The sequence below is a fragment of the Enterococcus caccae ATCC BAA-1240 genome, from assembly GCF_000407145.1.
Taxonomy (GTDB): domain Bacteria; phylum Bacillota; class Bacilli; order Lactobacillales; family Enterococcaceae; genus Enterococcus_L; species Enterococcus_L caccae.
The window spans coordinates 195,656-216,420 of the sequence record NZ_KE136474.1 but is presented as its reverse complement, the minus strand read 5'-3'; the positions used below and the strand labels follow the sequence as shown (position 1 = coordinate 216,420).

Here is a 20,765-nt window from a genome sequence, read left to right as displayed (position 1 = left end):
TTTAAAAAATAATAATTGGGGGAAATAAAATGAAAAAGAAATTCTTAGCCATTGCATCAATTTCAATGATTGCCTTACTTACTTTAGGTGCATGTGGAAGTAATGATAAAAAAACTACCGACGGATCGAACTCAAATGATGTAAGTAAAGAAGCAAAAACACTGATGGTGAAAGATTCAAATGGTTCTGTTGAAGTACCGAAGAATCCGAAAAAAGTGGTTGTTTTTGATAACGGCTCATTGGATACGCTGGATGCTTTGGGAGTTGGAAAAGCTGTTGTCGGAGCACCAACGAAAAATTTACCTAAATACCTGTCTGAATATAAAAAAGTAGAATCAGCAGGAGGAATCAAAGAACCGGATTTAGAAAAAATCAACCAATTAAAACCAGATATGATTATCATTTCTGGTCGCCAAAAAGATTTCCAAGATAAACTAAGCAAGATTGCTCCCACGATTTATCTATCAGTAGATGCTAAAGATACATGGAACTCTACAAAGAAAAACATTGAAACTTTAGCTGAAATTTTTGATAAAAAGGATGAAGCGAAAACAAAAATCACTGATTTAGAAAAAGAAATAGCAGCTGTTAAAGAAAAAGCAGAGGCAAGTGATGAAAAAGCGTTGGTTGTGTTAGTTAATGAAGGACAACTTTCAGCTTATGGAAAGGGTTCACGGTTTGGGATCGTTCATGATACCTTTGGCTTTAAACAAGCAGATGACGCCATTGAAGCATCTACTCATGGTCAAAGTGTCTCTTATGAATATGTCTTAGAAAAAAATCCGGATATTTTGTTTGTTGTTGATCGTACAAAAGCAATCGGCGGAGACGATACAAACGATAATGTAGAGAATAATGAATTGGTTAAGCAAACAAATGCAGGTAAAAACAGCAAAGTAATCACGTTGCAACCAGATGTTTGGTACTTGAGTGGCGGAGGATTAGAGTCTACTCACTTGATGATTGAAGATGTGCAAAAAGCATTGAAATAAATATCGAAATAAAAAAGGAATATAAGTCTATATGCTGACTTATATTCCTTTTTAATGTATTATTTAAAACGATTATAGGCTAAATTCATCTTCGCGTTTTTTCTTAGTGAAATAAACTGCTGCAATGATTGTCAACCCAACTGAAGCTACGAAAGAACTTGTTTCAGCTTCACCTGTTTCAGGCAATTTTTTATGCTCTTTTTTAACAGACTCTTTTTTGACAAGATCTGTTTTGATTGGTGTTGGTAATAGATTTGGTATTGCAGCTGTTTCGATATCTGGCGTTGGAGCAGTAGGTATCGCAGGAACCTCTACAATTTTTCTATAAGTAGCAACAAAGCTTTGATCTTCTACTCCGTATGTTCCTTCAAAAGTCATAGATGGATTTGCTGAGTAGGCAGCTTGAGAAATACCTAAGTATTCATAACCAGGCACTTCAGGTGCTGTAATCGTGAATGTGTCCTCGAATTTACCTGATCTAGATACAACTTCTCCTAGAGGTGTACCATTCTCATCAACACAAACGACACTAACATTTGTTTGAACACGATCATAGCGATAAATGACTTCTTGATTAGTTTCATTGAAATAACCTTCATGATTAGCGGGTGTATTTACTAAGAAATAACCAGGCACATTTTTAGGTGTGGTCGTGTAACGATCTCCAACAAAGCCACCCATAATAGTCACTGCCTGCGTTATCTCAAAGCCGCGATCATCAATGTGAGCAACATAAACATTTCCACCAATGGTACCCTCAAGTTTTTTTACAGTAACAGAAATAGAATGGGTACCTGAAGTAGCCGTTGGCATGGTGATTTGTACACCTAGATTACCAAACTCATCCGCAGCAGGAATCGCCATTGGATCTGAAGTAGAAACAAGAGTATACGCACCTGGTGTTAATTCTAGTGCATAAGTACGAGTAGAACCCGCTTCATCAGTGAAAGAAAGAGTTTTGATCAGGCCTTCGGTTTCATCAAAAACACTAACGTGTACTGTTACTTTCGTATCAGCTTCCTCTTTGTTTGGTGTTTTGTCTTTTTCAGTATCGGGTGTAGTTTCAGGTTTAGCTTCTTCTTTGGGCACTTCTTGTTCAGGTTTGCTCTCAGGTTTAGCGTCTTCCTTAGGTACTTCCTTGTCAGCTTCGGGTTGTGTCTCAACCTCAACCTCTTTTTCAGCTTCAGGTTGTTCTTTTTCAGGAACGACTTCTTGTTGTTCAACAGGTGCTGTTTGTGTTTCCTCTGCTAATACCTGTTGAGCATTCAACAACGTTGGTGCTAGTAGCGATACCAACGCTAGACTAGCAAATTTTTTATTTCTTTTCATTTTCCCATTTCCTCCCTTTTTAGTATTAAAATATTATAATACTATTTAAATTATATCATTTAGAAGAGTAAGGTTTTTATCAAAAAAACAATTTTTTTTCCAAGAAATAGAGAATGGAGAAAAGAATTGAAGTCTCTAAGTCTTGTTTGTTTTACATGGTTTGGAGTGTAAAATAGTGTTTATATCATAAGGAGATAGGATGAGTCGTGAGATAAAAAACTAAAAAACTAAAACGTCAGTTGACGCTCCCTATTTTTGTATGCTACAATCCTTGTAATACATTATCTATTAAAATTAAATGTGAAGATAAGGAAAGTATTTTTCAGATAGCTTAAAGAGAGTCTCTGTTGGTGGGAAGAGATAGCGAAGTTGGAAAAGAAAATGGCCTTTGAACAAATTGATCGAATACGTTGAGATCAATTCAGGTGCGCCTGTTATAGCGCCTCAGTATGGTTGTACTGAAAGAGTGGACTTTTTATAAAGTCAATTGAAGGTGGTACCGCGAAAGTTTAAAACTCTCGTCCTTTTAGTAGGATGGGAGTTTTTTTGTTGTGAATCACTACGATTGGCTCCGCCAGAGTAGATGATGAACAATACTTGGCGACCAAAGGGAGAGAAGTGCCCATACTAGTGAATCACGGTACTCCGTTTCGAACTCCCAAATTCTAAGAGCAAAAACTTAAAGAATGGAAGGCCTCTGACAGGGATCCGCCAGAGTAGATGATGAACAATACAAGGCGTGCAAAGGGAGAGAAGTGACCATACTAGTGAATCACGGGCCTTCGTTTCGAACTCATTGTTGTAAAACACGAAGAACAAAGTGATTCGATGATAAACAATACTCAGCTTTTCTGACATCTACACAAAAAGGTAGGAGTAGTTAATGTATACAGATACTGAAGGGGGAAACAAAATGAAGAAAAAGTTATTAGTCGTAAGTGCAGTATTAACGGGATTATTACTAACAGCATGTGGGGGCAACGATAAAAAAGAAACGACTAAAAGCGAAGACGGGACAATCGCGGCAAGTCAAAAAATCGAAATCAGTTCACCAGCACCGCTTTCGACTTTAGATACAACACAAACAATGGATAAAAACACCTTTACGATCGTTCAGCATCTTTTTGAAGGACTGTATCGTTTTGATGACGACAGTACACCAATTCCAGGACTAGCAGAAAAAGCAGAAATCAGCGAAGATGGTTTAACGTATAAATTTACATTAAAAGATAACATAAAATGGAGCAATGGCGAGCCGATTACAGCTCAAGACTTTCTATATTCGTGGAAAAAATTAGTAACACCAGCAACAATCGGACCAAATGCATACTTGTTAGACAATGTAAAAAATAGCAAGGCAATTCGCAATGGTGAAAAATCAGTAGACGAAATCGGTCTATCCGCACCAAGTGATAAAGAATTTGAGGTCACATTAGAACAGGCACAGCCATCATTTTTAACAGTCGTATCGATTGGTTGGTTAGCACCACAAAATCAAGCTTATGTTGAAAAACAAGGCAAAGATTATGCGACAGACAGCGACCATTTGATTTATAGTGGACCGTTTATCTTAACTGACTGGGATGCATCATCAGATACATGGACATTAAAGAAAAATTCTGAATATTATGATGCTGATAAAGTAAAACTAGAAGAGGTCAAAGTCAATACAATCAAAGAAGAGAATACCGGGATTAATTTATACCAGTCAAATGAGTTGGATCTAGTTCGGATCAGTGGTCAATATGTTCAACAATATAGCGACGATGCAGGCTATGTCACACATTCAGATGTTGCCAATTATTATTTAGATTTCAATAAAAAAGAAGGAACAGCGCCAGCAAATATCCATCTTAGAAAAGCGATCGCCCAAGCAATCGACAAAGATGCCTTAACCAAAAACGTGCTAAACGATGGATCAAAACCATTAAATGGCTTGATTCCAAGTAACCTTTACAAAAATCCTGAAACTTCTGAAGACTTTAGAAAATTTAGTGGTGACCATTTAGTTCATGACGTAAAAAAAGCACAAGCAGAGTGGGAAAAAGCCAAAGCTGATCTAGGAGATAAAATCAAGTTATCGCTTTTAGTTTCTGACGATGATAATGGAAAGAAAATCTCAGAATATGTCCAAAGTCAATTGCAAGAAAACTTAAAAGGTATCGAAATCACAATCAATGCGCAACCAAAAAATAATGTTTTACAAACGCGTAAAGATAAAGACTACGAACTATCGTTATCTGGTTGGATCGCAGGTAGCAGTGATTTAGATTCTTACTTTAATTTATATGCTGGAGAATCTGCTTATAATTATGGGTCATATAAAAATACTGACTACGATAAACTGATCACAGATGCACGTACGGTGAATGCCAATAAACCGAGTAAACAATTTGATAACTACAAAGAAGCAGAAGATATTTTACTAGATCAAGATGCAGCGCAAGTACCGCTTTATCAAAGTGCATCTAACTACTTGATCAACTCAAAAATCAAAGGAATCAGCTATCACTTATATGGTGATTATTTCAATCTGAGAACAGCCTATTTAGAAGATTAATCAGTTTCACGGAGGAGCAAATAATGAGTCAATTATTAGAACGATTTATCCGATATGTCAAAGTCAACACACGCTCTGATGCAGCTAGTCAGACAGTTCCAACAACACAAGGACAAGTAGTATTTGCAAAAATCATTGAAAAAGAATTAGTGGAAATTGGACTTTCTGATATTCAGTACAATGAAAAAAACGGATTTTTGACCGCTGTTTTACCTGCAACAACCAAAGAAGAGGTACCGACGATTGGATTTATTGCTCATTTAGATACGGCAGATTATAATGCTGAGAATATTCAACCGAATATTTTTTCAAATTATGATGGTCAAGATGTTGTGCTAAATAAAAATCTGGGAATCGTCATGGAAGTTGAAGAGTTTCCCAATCTGAAAGATTATATCGGACAAACCTTGATTACAACAGATGGTACGACTTTATTAGGTGCGGATGACAAAGCGGGAATCGTAGAAATTTTAGATGCAGTTGAATATTTATTGGCACATCCTGAAATTCCTCATGGAAAAATCCTGCTTGCGTTTGGACCAGATGAAGAAATTGGACGTGGCGCTGATCGTTTTGATGCGCCGAATTTTCCAGCGGATTTTGCCTACACAATAGACAGTGGTAGAGTAGGCTGTTTTGAATATGAAACGTTCAATGCAGCGCAAGCGGTGATCAAAGTTGAAGGAACCAGTGTTCATCCGGGAACTGCTTATGGAGTAATGGTTAATGCAATCAAGTTAGGCGAGAATATTGATGCCCAATTGCCACAAGAGGAAGTACCTGAAAAAACGCGAGGATATGAAGGCTTTTACTTATTGACGAAATTTAGTGGGAGTTTAGATTATGCTGAATTGACCTATATTATTCGAGATCACGATAAAAAATTATTTCAAAAAAGAAAACAAAAACTTGTTGAGATCATTAATAGATTAAATAACTCCCTGGACAAAGAACGAATTACAATAGAGTTTCTAGACCAATATTACAATATGGGTGAAATTATCGAAAAAGATATGATGCCTGTAGAGCTTGCGGTCAAAGCCATGGAAAACCTAAGCATAAAACCTGATATTCAACCTTTCCGTGGTGGAACCGATGGATCTAAGATTTCATTTATGGGAATACCAACCCCTAATTTATTTACAGGTGGCGAAAACTTCCATGGACAATATGAATTTATTACGTTGGAATCGATGGAATTAGCAGCCAAAACAATAGTAGAAATCATCAAAGAAAACGTTGCTAAGTCGAAAAATTAAAAAAACAGTTGACAAAATTAGAAATTTCTAATATGATTATCCTCAATAGTAAAGCTTTGAGAAAGAGGAGTAACAACACTGGAACTTTTCAGAGAGCTGATGGGACTGCGAATCAGTAAGGGATGGGTTGTGAATGGACTTTCGAGCAAAATGTTGAACCTTAGTAGGCATTTTCGGGAACTCCCGTTATAGAGTAAGGTCGTTGATAGACGACTGATAAGAGGAAAGAATTTCTTTCAAACTTGAGGTGGCACCGTGAATTATTCGCCCTCAAACCACAGATTTTGTGTGGTTTGGGGGCTTATTTTATTGTAAAGCATGAAAAAAGTGGTTTACAGTAAAAGGTGTGCTAAGGAGAGAGAAGTAACCTTACTAGAAATCACCAAACACTCTGATCCCAACTGATCAATAGTGAACAGCGATTCCAAGGTTACGATAAAAGAATTTTTTTCATTGAGGTGGTACCGTGGATACTATTATTCGCCCTCACAAAACAGATAGAAGTCTGTTTTGTGAGGGCTTTTTGCTGTGAATCACTACGACTGGCAATGCCAGAGTAGATGCTGAACAGTACTTGGCGACCGAAGTGAGAGAAGTAACCATACTAGGAATCACTATGACTGGCAATGCCAGAGTAGATGATGAACAGTACTTGGCGACCGAAGTGAGAGAAGTAACCATACTAGGAATCACTACGACTGGCAATGCCAGAGTAGATGCTGAACAGTACTTGGCGACCGAAGTGAGAGAAGTAACCATACTAGGAATCACAACGACTGGCAATGCCAGAGTAGATGATGAACAGTACTTGGCGAGCAAAGCGAGAGAAGTAACCGTACTAGCGAATCACTACACCAAGTTTCGCTCCTATCAAACCCTAAAACAAAAAAACTAGAAAAGAGGAAATCACATGCAATTGATCAAAGAAATCCAAGCAGATTATCTAACGGCGATATCCGCCTTTTTAAGAATTCAAGGAACAAACAAATGCCTTTTAGAAAGCATTCCTAGAGATAAAAGCAAAGGACGCTATTCGATCATTGCTTGGGATGCGGTCTCTGAAATCACTTGTTATGGTCACGAACTAACGATTGATGGAAAAAGAGTCACAGCAAAAGATCCACTGAAAGAAATCGAAAAACATGTCTTGAAAAAAGAAGAAATTTCAGAAGAATTACCCTTTCAAGGTGGGGCAATCGGCTATGTTGGCTATGATGTGATTGCTTGTTATGAAGACTTAGGGCAGCCTCCTTTTGATGAGTTGAATGTTCCTGATATTCATTTTTATTTGTTTGACTCTTACTTGATCTTTGATCATGTTGGGGAAAAAATCTTTTTGGTCGAAGCTGATAGCTATTCAAATCGAAGTGAAGAGGCATTAAAAGAAGCAATCACTCGAAAAATAAAAGAACTACAAACACCAAGTGAAGACGAACAAAAAGAGCTGCGTTTAAAAAATTTAACTTATCAAAGCAACTTCACACAAGCGAGTTTTGAAGCAGCCGTCGCCAAAATCAAAGGCTATATCAAACAAGGAGACCTATTTCAAATGGTTCCTTCACAACGTTTGACAGCTGATTTTGAAGAAGAGCCGTTTGATTATTACCGCAGATTACGTGTTACTAATCCTTCAACTTACCTGTATTTCCTAGATTTTGGTGAAACTTACGTTATCGGTTCTTCGCCAGAAAGTTTAGTTAGTGTGAAAAATCAACTCGTCACAACTAATCCAATAGCAGGAACGCGTAAAAGAGGACAAACAGTGGAGCAAGATGCAACCTTAGAACAAGAACTACTCACAGATGAAAAGGAACGTGCAGAACACTTGATGTTGATCGATTTAGGTCGTAACGATGTAGGAAAAGTCAGTGAAATCGGTTCTGTTGAAGTACCTGTCTATATGATTGTCGAGAAATATCGATTTGTGATGCATCTAGTTTCAGTCGTGACTGGAAAACTAAAACAAGAATTGACTGCAATGGATGCATTAAAATCAACATTACCTGCAGGAACAGTTAGCGGTGCACCGAAAATCCGAGCAATGCAGCGTATTTACGAAATCGAGCCAGTCAAACGAAACATCTATGCTGGTGCAGTGGGCTATTTATCGAAAAATGACCAGGCGGATTTTGCTATCGCGATTCGAACAATGGTCATCCATAAAAATAAAGCATATGTCCAAGCCGGTGCAGGTATTGTTTATGATTCTGAGCCTACAAAGGAATATGAAGAGACGTTACAAAAAGCCAAAGCACTTTTGGAGGTGGGAAAATGATTTTATTAATTGATAATTATGATTCATTTACACATAATCTTGCCCAATTGATTGGGGAGGAACAAGAAGTAGTGATCGTTCGAAATGATTCAGATGCTATTTTTCAACTAGCAGAACAAGCTGCAGCAATTGTTATTTCACCAGGTCCTGGAACGCCAGCAGAAACGGGTTATGTAAAAGAAGTGATCCAACAATTTTATCAACAGAAACCATTATTAGGGATTTGTTTAGGTCATCAAACAATCGGAGAAGTATTTGGCGCACAAGTGATAATAGCTAAAAAAATTCGACATGGTAAACAGTCAGTCATTACGACGCATAAAGATAGTAAGCTTTTTAAAGAGAGGGATTTTGACCCTTCTGTGATGCGTTATCATTCTCTGGTCATTGATCCAAAAACAATACCTGAAGGATTTTTGATTACAGCAACAGCTACAGATGATCAGGAAATCATGGCAATCGAGCATCAAGACTACCCGATCTTCGGGCTTCAATTTCATCCAGAATCAATTGGAACGCCAAGCGGAGCTGCAATCATCAAAAATTTTATCCAACTAATGGAGGAAACATACTATGCATGAACTATTTGAAAAAGTATATAGTAATGAACATCTCACACGGATCGAAGCTGCGCAAGTTGCGGAAAAAATCTTTGAAGGTCAATTAACGGATAGCCAAATTGCGGCCTTTCTAACAGCGCTAAAATGCAAAGGTGAAACAGCAGAAGAAATGGCGGGAATCGCTGATACGATTCAGAGAAAAGCTGTGATGATCGATTGTCAAAAAGAAAATGTAATGGACAATTGTGGGACGGGCGGGGATCAATCAGGTAGTTTCAATATTAGTACAACTGCAGCATTTGTTTTAGCAGCTGGTGGTGTAACAGTTGCGAAGCACGGCAATCGCAGTATTTCCAGTAAATCAGGGAGTGCAGATATCTTTGAATGTCTAGGTGTAGATATCAGCCTTTCACCTGAAAAAACAAGTTTTGTACTAAATGAAGTAGGATTAGCGTTTCTATTTGCTCCTCAGATGCATCCAAAAATGAAATATGTCATGAACGTCCGCAAAGAATTAGGAACACCAACCATTTTAAATTTAATCGGACCATTAACAAATCCTGTATCCTTGAACTCGCAATTAATGGGGACATATCGTCGAGATTTGTTGGAAGAAACGGCAAAAACCTTGAGTGAATTAGGCCGAAGCCGCGCAATAGTTGTAAACGGAGCAGGCGGATTGGATGAAGCATCTCTTGCAGGAACGACGCATTTTGCATTACTGGAAGAGAAAAAAATCACGATGCATACGATCGAACCAGAAGAATTTGGCTTTACTCGTCTTCCTATAGAAGCTATTCGTGGAGGTAATGCAAAACAAAATACAGATACACTATTGTCAGTTTTGAAAAATCAAGCAAGCCCATACTTGGATACTGTTTTACTGAATGCTGGATTAGGTTTTTTCAGTAATGGTAAAGTGGAAACCATTCAAGAAGGAATTATATTAGCCAAAGATTGTGTGGCAAGTGGAGCAGCTTTAGATAAATTAGAGCAATTGATACAAGTACAAAAGGAGGTTGCATAAGATGGATTTTCTAGAAAAAATTATCAATGAAAAACAACAAGAAGTAAAGAAGATGCCTTTAGAAATAGTCCAACCACTGCGAGAAACGTATTCATTTTATCAACAAATCAAAGACCATCCTGAAAAAATGCATATTATCGGAGAAGTTAAACGCGCGTCTCCTTCTAAAGGTGCAATCAATTTATCAGTGGATGTCATCGAGCAGGCCAAAGCATATGAGCAGGCAGGCGTTACAGCTATTTCTGTATTGACAGACGAACATTTCTTCAAAGGATCGATTGAAGACTTACGTCAAGTTGCTGGACAAGTGAACATTCCAGTTTTATGTAAGGATTTTATCATTGATGAAAAACAACTAATTCGGGCAAGAAATGCTGGAGCGACAATCGTACTATTGATTGTTGCGGCATTATCTAAACAAAAGTTAGCAGAACTGTATACCAAAGCTACAGCACTCGGTTTAGAAGTCCTTGTGGAAGTTCATGATGAGCAGGAATTAAGAATCGCAGAAGAATTGTCAGTGCGTTTGATTGGTGTAAATAATCGCAATTTGAAAACATTTAAAGTTTCACTTAGCGTTAGCCAAATATTAGGTGAAAAACAAGAAACAGATGCAATTTATATCAGTGAATCAGGTTTTTCAAATGCTGAACAAGTCAAACTGGTAAAAGAGAATTATCAAGCAATTTTAGTTGGTGAAGGCTTGATGCGAGAAAACGATCCTAAAGCCAAAGTCAAAGAACTGCAGGTCCTTCGATGAAAGTGAAAATTTGTGGTCTAAAGACAATAGAACAAGTAGATACAGCAGTAACATATGGTGCCGAATATCTTGGTTTTGTTTTTGCAGAAAGTAAACGTCGAATTACTCCTGAAAAAGCAAAAGAAATTACAAAACATGTACCGGAAAAAGTTAAAAAAGTAGGTGTCTTTGTTTCTCCCCGTTTGTCAGATGTCGAAATGATCATTCAACAAGCTGGTCTGGATATGGTACAGATTCACGGAGATTTAGCAGTAGAGCGGTTTTCAGTTCCACTGATTCGAGCGATACCAGTAGATGGAGCAGTACAAGAAAAACGGATTCAAGCAACAGCAACAGAATTCATACTGTTCGATGCGCCACCAAAGCAATTTGTTGGAGGCAACGGAGAGGTATTTGATTGGGAATATCTTGATACAAGCGCCATTAAAAACAAGAAAATTATCATTGCTGGGGGTCTAACTCCAGAAAATGTCCAAAAAGCTAAACAAACATTTAATCCATATGCGGTAGATGTATCAAGTGGTGTTGAGACAAATGGGGAAAAAGATTTAAAAAAAATCATTACTTTTTTGAAGAGCGCTATCTAGCTTCATGGGCTAGGTTCTCGAGAAAAAAGATAAAAATAGAAAGTGACAAAAAGCGTCACAGTCAATTTTTCCTATTTTCTTGTCGAACCTGATCAAGCCCATTCAGCTTTTAAATTTATCTAGCTTCATGAGCTAGGTTCTCGAGAAAAAGATAAAAATAGAAAGTGATAGAAAGCGTCACAGTCAATTTTTCCTATTTTCTTGTCGAATCTAAACGAGCCCATTCAGCTTTAAAAACTATCTAGCTTCATGGGCTAGCCTTTCGGAAAAAAGATAAAATATGCCTGTGACAAAAAGCGTCACAGTCGATTTTTCCTATTTTCTTGTCGAACCTGAACGAGCCCAGTCAGCTTTAAAAACTATCTAGCTTCACGGGCTAGCCTTTCGGAAAAAAGATAAAATATGCCTGTGACAAAAAGCGTCACAAACATATTTTTCAGTCAAGGCTAAACGAGCCCATTCAGCTTTAAAAACTATCTAGCTTCATGAGCCAGAATCTCGGAAAAAAGATAAAACCTGAATGTGACAAAGAGCGTCACTTCCATGTTTTCCTATTTTTTCGTCGATGCTAATCGGCTCATTCAGCTTTAATTACAAGGAGGAAAGTTATGTATAATCAACCAAAAGAAGGATTTTACGGAGAATTCGGAGGGCAATTTGTTCCGGAAACATTGATGTATGCTGTCAAAGAATTAGAGGAAGTTTATCAAGCATCGAAAGAAGATGAAGCATTCCAAACAGAACTGAATTACTATTTGAAACAATATGTAGGGCGAGAGAATCCGTTGTATTTTGCAGAACGTTTAACAGATTATGCGGGTGGCGCTAAGATTTATCTAAAAAGAGAAGACTTAAACCATACCGGAGCGCATAAAATCAACAATACGATCGGTCAAATTTTATTAGCAAAAAAAATGGGTAAGAAAAAAGTTGTTGCTGAAACAGGAGCAGGTCAACATGGCGTTGCAACCGCTACAGTCGCTGCGTTGTTTGGGATGGAATGTACGATTTTTATGGGAGCAATTGATGTAGCTCGTCAATCGTTGAATGTGTTTCGAATGGAATTGTTAGGAGCGGAAGTTAAAAGCGTTAGTTCTGGCAGTGAGACATTAAAAGATGCAGTTAACGAAGCATTACGTTTTTGGGTTGCAAATGTAGAAGACACTCATTATGTGATGGGATCAGTTTTAGGTCCGCATCCGTTCCCTGAAATTGTGCGAGATTACCAAAGTATTATCGGAATCGAAGCGAGACGTCAATTTTTAGAAGCGGAAAATAAACTGCCTGATGCAGTTGTTGCTTGTGTGGGTGGTGGCAGTAATGCAATGGGGATTTTCTATCCGTTTATCAATGATGATGTTGCGTTGATTGGTGTTGAAGCAGCAGGGTTAGGATTGGACACAGAGTCACATGCCGCATCGATCAATAAGGGGAAAACCGGTGTCCTGCATGGAGCGATGATGAAATTGCTTCAAGATGACGATGGACAAATTTTAGAAGCATTCTCGATTTCGGCTGGGTTAGATTATCCTGGACTTGGTCCAGAGCATTGTCATTTAAATGAAACACGTAGAGCAAGCTATGAATCGGTGACCGATCAAGAAGCGTTGGAAGCCTTTAAAATTCTATGTCAAACAGAAGGAATTATACCTGCATTAGAAAGTGCTCATGCCATTAGTCACGCAATCAAAGTTGCGAAGAAACTTGGAACAGAGAAGCAAATCATTGTTTGTCTGTCAGGTCGCGGCGATAAAGATGTACAGCAAATCAAAGGATTAGTTGAACAGGAGGCAAACCAATGAAATCATTAACAAAACTATTAAAGGAAAAGCAACAAGCAGATGAAACAATTTTTGTGCCGTATATTATGGCTGGGGCACAAGGGTTAGAGCAATTAGCCGATGAAATTCAATTGCTGACAGAGGCGGGAGCGAGTGCAATTGAGTTAGGAATTCCTTTTTCAGATCCAGTTGCCGACGGTCCAGTCATCCAACAGGCAGGTTTAAAGGCGCTACAAAAAAAAGTAACATTACGAAAAATAATTCAACAACTAAAACAGGTCAAAACACCAACTCCTCTAGTGATTATGACTTATTTCAATCCAATGTTTCATTATGGCTTAGAAACGTTTATTCAGGACTTAGCAGAGACGAATGTTTTAGGGTTGATTATTCCAGATTTGCCATATGAACATCAAGCGTTGCTAACACCATTACTAAAAGATAGTGATATTTCATTGATTCCTTTAGTGGCTTTGACAACCCCTAAAGAACGAATTCCAGAATTAGTAGAAGCAGGAGAAGGTTTTATTTACGCAGTTGCAGTCAATGGTGTAACTGGAATTGGTCGAAACTATCAAGAAACTTTAGATGAGCATTTAGCTTATATTCAAAAAGTGAGTGATAAGCCAGTTCTAGCAGGATTTGGTGTGTCTACTAAAGAACATGTTGATCGTTTTCGGAAAAGCTGTGCTGGTGTCATTGTTGGAAGTAAAATTGTTCAGCTTCTGAGTGAGGGAAGAAAAGCAGAAGTTAAAGTCTTTGTTGAAGAAGCAGTAAACAAATAGTTTTAGATTGTTGATTTTTTCATTTTGCCCCTTGCCTCTGAGCGCTTCTTTCTGTAAAGTAGTATGAAAAGTAGGTGTAATTATGGAAATTCTTATCAATCGCAATTTAGTTTTTGCACAAAATCAATATTTAGAAACAGACCGCTTAAAACTGCGACCTGTAACGCTAAGTGATGCTAATGATATGTACGAATATGCATCCGATGATGAAACAGTTACCCACGTTTTTCCAATCCATCAGTCTTTGAAAGATACACAAGACAGCATTTCTAATTACTTTATGTCAGCACCATTTGGAAAATACGGTGTCGAATTAAAAGAAACGGGTAAACTGATCGGAACGATCGATTTACGTGTGGAAGATCAGCATAATATTGCAGAAATCGGCTACGCGTTGAATCGAAACTATTGGGGCAAAGGATACATGCCAGAAGCAGCTAGTGAAATCTTGCGTTTTGGTTTTGAAGAGTTACAATTGATGCGTATTTTTGCTACCCATGATGTCGACAACCCTAAATCTGGTCGAGTGATGGAAAAAATCGGTATGAAAGTGGAAGGCAGAATTCCAAATGCTCGTATGTGGAAAGGAAAAGTCGTGACAGATGCGATGCTTGGCATCACGTTAGAGGAATGGCAGAAAGTACACCGTTAAACTATAGAACAGTTCAGAGGGGAAATAACAACATGTTGATGTTTACTGAAAAAGATTTTGACGTCTTCAAGATAGAAGGCTTAGACCCGAGAATGGCTGGTATTCGTTCAACGATCCAACCAAAATTTCAAGAGTTAGATGATTATTTTGCTGAAAAATTGGGTGAAACATTAGAAACAGATTTTTTTGTTCATATTGCGCAACATCGCCGTAGAACCGTTTATCCACCAGAAAATACTTGGTCAGCGCTCAGCCAGAAAAAACGTGGTTATAAAATGGAACCCCATTTTCAATTAGGCATTTGGCCGGATTATCTTTTTATGTGGCTATCACTGATCGATAATCCTAAAAATGAAAAGGAAATCGCACAAGCTTTTTTAGAGAATCAAGCATTATTCGAGCAATTAGATAATGATTTTTATTTGTCGATTGATCATACGCAACCTGAAATTGAGCGGTTGAATGAAGCAGATTTGAAGAAACATCTTATTCGTTTTCGTGATGTGAAAAAAGGGGAATTCCAAATTGGTCGAATCATTCGAAAGACGGACGATTTGTTGAACGAACCTGAAAGAGCACGCGACTATATGTTGAAGACGTATGAGGAATTATTGCCTTTATATAAACTAGCAAGTGAACAATAAAAAAAGTAGCGACTTTTTCAATCTGAAGTCGCTACTTTTTTTTATTGAACACCAATCTTATTCAGTGGATAATACCGAAAATAAACAACCCCTACAATAGCATCTTCGTCCACAAAACCAAAATAACGGCTATCATCCGCTTTGCGCCGATTATCTCCCAATACAAAATATTTCCCCTTTGGAACAACAGTGGCAGGACCGGCCGCACTATTGGCTAAGGTAAAATCAGCAGTCAAAGGCATTCCATCTGTCAAAGCATGTTTGAATTCATCTAAATAAGGTTCATCATATTTTTTATCGTTTATATACAATTGATCATTCTCCATTCGAATTGTGTCACCAGGTAAACCAATCACACGCTTAACAATTCGCTTTCCATCGCGAGGACTCGGAAATGTTGCAATATCAAAACGTTTTGGAGTCACTAAAGATGTTTGCCATAAACGATCCGATTCATGATAAGTAGGCTCCATCGAAATGCCGACAACTTCTATAGGTGTCAAAATAAATTTCCGCAAAAAAAGTACAAATAGTAAAATCATTGAAAATTGTAGTACTGTATGAAATGTGCTGTATTTCTTTTTCATAATTAAACTCCTTATTACGTATTGTTTATTCTAGTATATCAGAAAAATTTGGATAGATAAGAAGAAACATAGATAAATATGTGGATTTTTTAGTGAAGGGTGGAGCAGATGTTTTGTTGTAAGTTCTAAAATTTGTTATACTTTTTACGAAACTTATCGACTGATAAGGAGGAGGTGGATGAATGTTTTTAGCTTGGAATGAAATTACCCGCTCAAAATTGCGTTATGCACTGATCATTAGTGTGATGTTTTTGATTTCGTATTTAGTCTTCTTTTTGACAGGCTTAGCGTATGGGTTGGCGGAAGACAATCGCACGGCTGTGGATAAATGGCAAGCAGATGGCATTGTACTTTCAGATGAATCAAACACGAATATCAATATGTCGATGATGCCCATTAAGTCAATAGACAAGATTGATACAAAAGAAAAAGCAGTACTTGGTCAAACTGCAGCAGTGATTCAATTAGATAAAAAGGGGGCAGAAAAAATCAATGCCAGCTTTTTTGGTATTAATAAAGATGGCTTTTTAATGCCCAATATTGTCGAAGGAAAAGCATTTACCAATGAAGACGAGACCGTTGTAGATAACAGTTTGAAAAAAGAAAAGGAGATTAATCTTGGTGATATTATTAAGTTAGCAGGTAGCAATAAAAAGCTAAAAATCGTTGGCTTTACGGATAATGCTAAATTTAATGTTGCACCAGTTTTATATGTATCTACAGCAGCTTTTCAACAAATACGCTTTGAAAAATCAGATACTTCAGAAAATGCTCGTGTAAACGCAATCGTTTTTCGTGCCAAAAATGGATCGCTAAAAAATGTTCACTTAAAAGATGACGGACTAACTAGCTATAGCATTGCAACGTTTATCAATAAACTACCAGGGTACAATGCTCAAGTACTGACCTTTGGTTTTATGATTGGATTTTTGATTGTGATCGCAGCCATTGTGATTGGCATTTTTATCTATGTTTTGACTATGCAGAAAACAACCATTTTCGGAATCATGAAAGCACAAGGGATTTCTGGATTTTATATTGCTATTTCTGTAATTCTTCAAACGTTTATTTTGGCTGTTTTGGGGATAACTTTAGGGTTACTTGGTACAGTGGGAACCTCTTTAGTGTTGCCAACAGCTGTTCCGTTTCAAACGAATTGGTTCTTCTTCTTATCCATCGGCGTCATAATGTTAGTCATTGCGGTATTAGGTGCACTGTTCTCAGTTCGGACGATTGTTAAAATCGATCCGTTGAAGGCAATTGGATAGAAAGGAGAAGGTTAAATGAGTGCAATCGAATTTTTATCTGTGGATAAACAGTTTTTAGATGGAGATACGACAATTGAGGCGCTGAAATCCACAGATTTTTCTGTGGAAAAGGGTCAATTTGTTGCCGTGATCGGCCCTAGTGGTTCTGGTAAAAGTACCTTTTTAACTCTTGCTGGTGGCTTACAAACGCCAACGAATGGTGAGATCAAAATAAATAATGAAGCATTTAGCAAAGAAAATGAAAAAATCCGTGCTAAGATCCGCTTTTCTGAAATTGGGTTTATTTTACAAGCATCTAATTTAGTGCCATTTTTAACTGTGGAAAAGCAATTACGTCTGGTCGATAAAGTGAAGAATGAACAGACCAATGTGGATAAAATCAATAAGTTACTAACAGAGCTAGGGATTGAGAAACTGAAGAATAAATATCCTGATGAAATTTCTGGAGGAGAACGTCAACGAGCGGCAATTGCTCGAGCTTTGTATAATGATCCATCAATCATTTTAGCTGACGAACCAACAGCAAGTTTAGATTCTGATCGAGCCTTTGAAGTTGTAAAAATATTAGCCAGAGAAACAAAAGAAAAAAATAAAGCGACAATTATGGTGACTCACGATCAGCGTTTGCTCGATTTTTGTGATGAAGTATTTGTAATGCAAGATGGTGTTTTGGAGAAGCAAAAATAAAGTAGCCAGATGAATAAAGGTGTGGATGCGTCTCTACATCTTTATTTTTTTTCACAAAAAAACCTTGCCCAACGAAGTGAGCAAGGTTTGCAAAGATTAGATGAACGATGGGCTGAAAGCAATGGCTTCGGAAATAAGCTGAAGTTTGATAAAAGTTGAAAATCAATTTTATCGAAGACCTTCTTATTTCTCGGAGCTGGGGGCTTTTTACCCAACCTAATACCAATCTTAAAGTTTTTGGTTGTAGTATTCAACGACAAGAGCTTCGTCGATTTCAGGATATAATTCATCACGTTCTGGTAAACGAGTGAAGCTTCCTTCTAATTTTTCAGCATCAAAGCTAACGAATGCTGGGCGTCCAACAGTTGCTTCAACAGCTTCTTTGATTGTTACAACATTTTGAGATTTTTCACGAACAGAAATCACTTGACCAACTTCAACGTGGTATGAAGGGATATCTACACGTTTACCATCTACAGTAACGTGACCGTGGTTTACTAATTGACGTGCTTGACGACGAGTAGTTGCAAGACCTAAACGGTAAACGACGTTATCTAAACGTTGTTCTAGCAAGATCATGAAGTTAACACCATGTTTACCTTCTTTGATTTTGCTTGCTTTAATAAACAAGTTAACGAATTGACGTTCGTTCATACCGTACATATGACGTAATTTTTGTTTTTCAGTTAATTGCATACCATATTCAGAAACTTTACCACGGCTGTTTGGTCCGTGTTGTCCTGGTTTGTATGGGCGACGTGCTAGTTCTTTACCAGTTCCTGATAGAGAGATACCTAGACGACGAGAGATTTTCCATGATGGTCCTGTATAACGTGACATTAAAAATTCCTCCAATAAAATAAGTTTTTTGGAGTAAAATAATCTTCTGAAAAATTCATATTCGTTCAGTTCATTCTTCAACCTTCACCTTTGCAGCCGTGGTTACACAATTGAACCTGAAAAGCTTTATCAGCTAAATATCAAGGCAATGGACTGTTGACGAGTTTACTATTTTTCTGCTGCATTATTTTACACAAAGCATAGTATAGCGCAAAATAGAGGATAACTCAAGCTTTTTATTGAGTAAACGCTACTCTTTACCATTTGCCGGATGCTCCGCCACCACCTGAAGAACCGCCACCCCAAATTCCCCAAAAAAACATCGATATAGTGTCCATGTTGATGCACCTCCTTTTGTTGTGAATATGTTATAATTTTATTGTAACATAATGACAATAAGGATATGCTTTTAATTTTAGGTCTATTTTATTATCTAAGGCTCTCGGATGTACTTAAACTGTCTGAATGTCAATCACTACTTCAAAAAATTGTTATAACCAAGTTGGAATTAGCAGTATTTTTGAAAGTATTATGAAAAAGCACTAGACAAAATCCTTGCAGGTCTTTAGAATGATAAAGGATATTTTTGAAAATATAAGATGAAAACGAATTGAAAAGGAGAAACAAACATGAAACCTGTATCGCCATTATTTGAGCAGATCGACAAATCAATCAATAAGAAGATGAACTTATTTCAAAGTAGTTTTATGCGTTACGCTTTTCGGGCTATGCTAGCTTGTATGTTTTTAACACTAGGAACGGCCGTTGCTTTTGCGATTGCGATGAAAGGTGAAGATATTGCACATGGCTTAGGGAAGATGCTGTATGCCTTTATGTTCAGTTGGTCACTTGTGATGATTCTTTATATGAATGCTGAGTTGGGTACATCGAATATGTTGTACATGACGGTTGGCGTTTATCGTAAAAAAATCAACCTCTCTTTTGCAGCAAAAATTTTAGTTGCGTGTATTTTCTTTAACTTAGTCGGTGGTGTTCTTTTTGGCTACTTGATTTCGTTGACCGTTCCTTATCAAGATTTAGCGTCAGATAGTTTCTTCTTTACATCAATTGCTGGGAAATTAAATAAAACGACGACACAGATTTTAGTAGAAGCGATTTTTGCCAATATTGTTGTAAATACAGCTGTTCTAGTAAGTATGCGTATGAAAGATGATGCCGGCAAAGTGGCAGCAATCATTTTTATTATCTTTATTTTTGCTTTCTTAGGCTATGAGCACGTTATCGCAAATTTCCCTGCCTTTAGTTTAGCGTACTTTGCTTCTCATGGAACTATGGCCGCAATGACTGTGGGTAGCGTAGCACACAATCTATTCTTTGCCTTGATCGGTAACTTTATCGGTGGTGGCTTAGTAATGGGCTTGGGTTATGCGTGGTTGAATAATGCAGACACAAATTATTTAGATTAATTAAATCAACAGCTGAGATGGAGTGATTTCCTTCTCAGCTTTTTTGCTGTCATTGGCTATTTGGAGTAAAATAAAGGAAAAAAGGGAGCAATAGTATGAATGAAGTTGTTTTTCAGAAAAATAAAGCAAAAGCAGAGCAAATGGCTGCATACATGAAGCATCTCTTTCCTTTTGTAGGTGTCGGTGCACCTGAACGGGCTTTGTTAGAGAAAAATCTTTTAAAAGAAAGTAAAAAACTGCCGTTTGAAGAGCTGTTTAACTTAATCAAGTTTTACTATGATAAACCAGAAAGAGAATATCAATACGTAGCTATCGATTTGGCCATCGTCAATGTGAAGCGCTTCTCTTTTGAAGAGCTGTTACGCTTTAAACCATTTGTGGTCGAGAAGTCATGGTGGGATAGCGTGGACGCCTGGCGTAAGTTTTTTGGGCTTTGGGGTTCTGACCATTTTGAAGAGATGCCTCAGTTATTTGATGCTTTCTTTGGTGAAAAAAATTTCTGGCATCGACGAATTGCAATCAATCTGCAACTGTTATATAAAGAAAAAACAAACACTGCGTTATTGAAAAAAGCCATTATTTATGATAAAACTACAGATGAGTTCTTTATCCAAAAAGCAATCGGCTGGTCTTTGCGTCAATATAGTAAAATAGATCCCAGTTGGGTCCAAAAACTGTTTGAAGAGATCGATTTAAGCCCATTAGCTGTTAGAGAAGGCAGTAAATATTTGCCAAAACCATAGAA

Annotated in this window: 20 protein-coding genes and 2 other annotated features; of the genes, 17 read left to right on the top strand and 3 right to left on the bottom strand. The window is 37.4% G+C overall.

Annotated elements, in window-relative coordinates; genetic code table 11:
- Positions 1 to 29: 29 nt before the first annotated feature.
- Complete coding sequence (fitD, locus tag I580_RS11490) at positions 30 to 992, top strand: iron chelate ABC transporter substrate-binding protein FitD (RefSeq protein ID WP_010770464.1); 963 nt, start codon at positions 30 to 32, stop codon at positions 990 to 992.
- 72 nt (positions 993 to 1,064) lie between these two features.
- On the opposite strand, the gene I580_RS11485 is transcribed toward fitD, so the two are convergent.
- The gene (locus tag I580_RS11485) at positions 1,065 to 2,321 is read right to left on the bottom strand and encodes a MucBP domain-containing protein (RefSeq protein WP_010770465.1); all 1,257 of its coding nucleotides are present in this window, start codon (positions 2,319 to 2,321) and stop codon (positions 1,065 to 1,067) included.
- A 294-nt stretch (positions 2,322 to 2,615) separates the two neighbouring features.
- Positions 2,616 to 2,850 (top strand) — a binding site (T-box leader).
- A gap of 384 nt (positions 2,851 to 3,234) precedes the next feature.
- Between I580_RS11485 and I580_RS11480 the strand changes: the two genes are divergently transcribed.
- The 12 genes from I580_RS11480 (at position 3,235) to I580_RS11425 (ending at position 15,211) form a co-directional block, all read left to right on the top strand.
- On the top strand, positions 3,235 to 4,881 hold the full coding sequence (locus I580_RS11480) for a peptide ABC transporter substrate-binding protein (RefSeq protein ID WP_034860054.1): 1,647 nt from the start codon (positions 3,235 to 3,237) through the stop codon (positions 4,879 to 4,881).
- Positions 4,882 to 4,904: 23 nt separating this feature from the next.
- Positions 4,905 to 6,140 carry a peptidase T gene (pepT, locus tag I580_RS11475; RefSeq protein ID WP_010770467.1) on the top strand — a complete coding sequence of 412 codons (1,236 nt, stop codon included), beginning with the start codon at positions 4,905 to 4,907 and terminating at the stop codon, positions 6,138 to 6,140.
- A gap of 47 nt (positions 6,141 to 6,187) precedes the next feature.
- Positions 6,188 to 6,415, top strand: a binding site (T-box leader).
- A gap of 299 nt (positions 6,416 to 6,714) precedes the next feature.
- On the top strand, positions 6,715 to 7,035 hold the full coding sequence (locus I580_RS11470) for a hypothetical protein (protein WP_169405607.1): 321 nt from the start codon (positions 6,715 to 6,717) through the stop codon (positions 7,033 to 7,035).
- 15 nt (positions 7,036 to 7,050) lie between these two features.
- Positions 7,051 to 8,415 (top strand): anthranilate synthase component I, encoded by a 1,365-nt coding sequence (gene trpE, locus I580_RS11465; RefSeq protein WP_010770468.1) that lies wholly within the window; start codon positions 7,051 to 7,053, stop codon positions 8,413 to 8,415.
- Complete coding sequence (locus I580_RS11460; protein ID WP_010770469.1) at positions 8,412 to 8,996, top strand: anthranilate synthase component II; 585 nt, start codon at positions 8,412 to 8,414, stop codon at positions 8,994 to 8,996. The genes trpE and I580_RS11460 overlap by 4 nt, the downstream gene beginning before the upstream one ends.
- Positions 8,989 to 10,002, top strand: a complete 1,014-nt coding sequence (gene trpD / locus I580_RS11455; RefSeq protein ID WP_010770470.1) for an anthranilate phosphoribosyltransferase — start codon at positions 8,989 to 8,991, stop codon at positions 10,000 to 10,002. The genes I580_RS11460 and trpD overlap by 8 nt, the downstream gene beginning before the upstream one ends.
- Before the next feature lies 1 nt (position 10,003).
- A complete protein-coding gene (gene trpC, locus I580_RS11450; RefSeq protein ID WP_010770471.1) occupies positions 10,004 to 10,762 on the top strand; it encodes an indole-3-glycerol phosphate synthase TrpC in 759 nt (252 codons plus the stop codon).
- Positions 10,759 to 11,349 carry a phosphoribosylanthranilate isomerase gene (locus I580_RS11445; RefSeq protein WP_010770472.1) on the top strand — a complete coding sequence of 197 codons (591 nt, stop codon included), beginning with the start codon at positions 10,759 to 10,761 and terminating at the stop codon, positions 11,347 to 11,349. The genes trpC and I580_RS11445 overlap by 4 nt, the downstream gene beginning before the upstream one ends.
- Before the next feature lie 608 nt (positions 11,350 to 11,957).
- Complete coding sequence (trpB, locus tag I580_RS11440; RefSeq protein WP_010770473.1) at positions 11,958 to 13,151, top strand: tryptophan synthase subunit beta; 1,194 nt, start codon at positions 11,958 to 11,960, stop codon at positions 13,149 to 13,151.
- Complete coding sequence (gene trpA / locus I580_RS11435) at positions 13,148 to 13,915, top strand: tryptophan synthase subunit alpha (protein ID WP_010770474.1); 768 nt, start codon at positions 13,148 to 13,150, stop codon at positions 13,913 to 13,915. Before trpB ends, trpA begins: the two co-directional genes overlap by 4 nt.
- 82 nt (positions 13,916 to 13,997) lie before the next feature.
- Complete coding sequence (locus I580_RS11430; protein ID WP_010770475.1) at positions 13,998 to 14,567, top strand: GNAT family N-acetyltransferase; 570 nt, start codon at positions 13,998 to 14,000, stop codon at positions 14,565 to 14,567.
- A 32-nt stretch (positions 14,568 to 14,599) separates the two neighbouring features.
- Positions 14,600 to 15,211, top strand: coding sequence for a DUF1054 domain-containing protein (locus I580_RS11425; RefSeq protein ID WP_010770476.1), 612 nt, complete (start codon positions 14,600 to 14,602; stop codon positions 15,209 to 15,211).
- Between the two features lie 41 nt (positions 15,212 to 15,252).
- On the opposite strand, the gene lepB is transcribed toward I580_RS11425, so the two are convergent.
- Complete coding sequence (lepB, locus tag I580_RS11420) at positions 15,253 to 15,798, bottom strand: signal peptidase I (RefSeq protein WP_010770477.1); 546 nt, start codon at positions 15,796 to 15,798, stop codon at positions 15,253 to 15,255.
- 182 nt (positions 15,799 to 15,980) lie between these two features.
- Between lepB and I580_RS11415 the strand changes: the two genes are divergently transcribed.
- Both I580_RS11415 and I580_RS11410 read left to right on the top strand, forming a co-directional pair.
- The gene (locus I580_RS11415; protein WP_010770478.1) at positions 15,981 to 17,066 is read left to right on the top strand and encodes an ABC transporter permease; all 1,086 of its coding nucleotides are present in this window, start codon (positions 15,981 to 15,983) and stop codon (positions 17,064 to 17,066) included.
- A gap of 15 nt (positions 17,067 to 17,081) precedes the next feature.
- Positions 17,082 to 17,753 carry an ABC transporter ATP-binding protein gene (locus tag I580_RS11410; RefSeq protein ID WP_010770479.1) on the top strand — a complete coding sequence of 224 codons (672 nt, stop codon included), beginning with the start codon at positions 17,082 to 17,084 and terminating at the stop codon, positions 17,751 to 17,753.
- A 228-nt stretch (positions 17,754 to 17,981) separates the two neighbouring features.
- Here I580_RS11410 and rpsD read toward each other — a convergent pair whose 3' ends face one another.
- Positions 17,982 to 18,593, bottom strand: a complete 612-nt coding sequence (gene rpsD, locus I580_RS11405; RefSeq protein WP_010766410.1) for a 30S ribosomal protein S4 — start codon at positions 18,591 to 18,593, stop codon at positions 17,982 to 17,984.
- A gap of 629 nt (positions 18,594 to 19,222) precedes the next feature.
- Between rpsD and I580_RS11400 the strand changes: the two genes are divergently transcribed.
- The gene (locus I580_RS11400) at positions 19,223 to 20,020 is read left to right on the top strand and encodes a formate/nitrite transporter family protein (RefSeq protein ID WP_010770480.1); all 798 of its coding nucleotides are present in this window, start codon (positions 19,223 to 19,225) and stop codon (positions 20,018 to 20,020) included.
- A 95-nt stretch (positions 20,021 to 20,115) separates the two neighbouring features.
- A complete protein-coding gene (locus I580_RS11395) occupies positions 20,116 to 20,763 on the top strand; it encodes a DNA alkylation repair protein (protein WP_010770481.1) in 648 nt (215 codons plus the stop codon).
- Positions 20,764 to 20,765 lie beyond the last annotated feature (2 nt).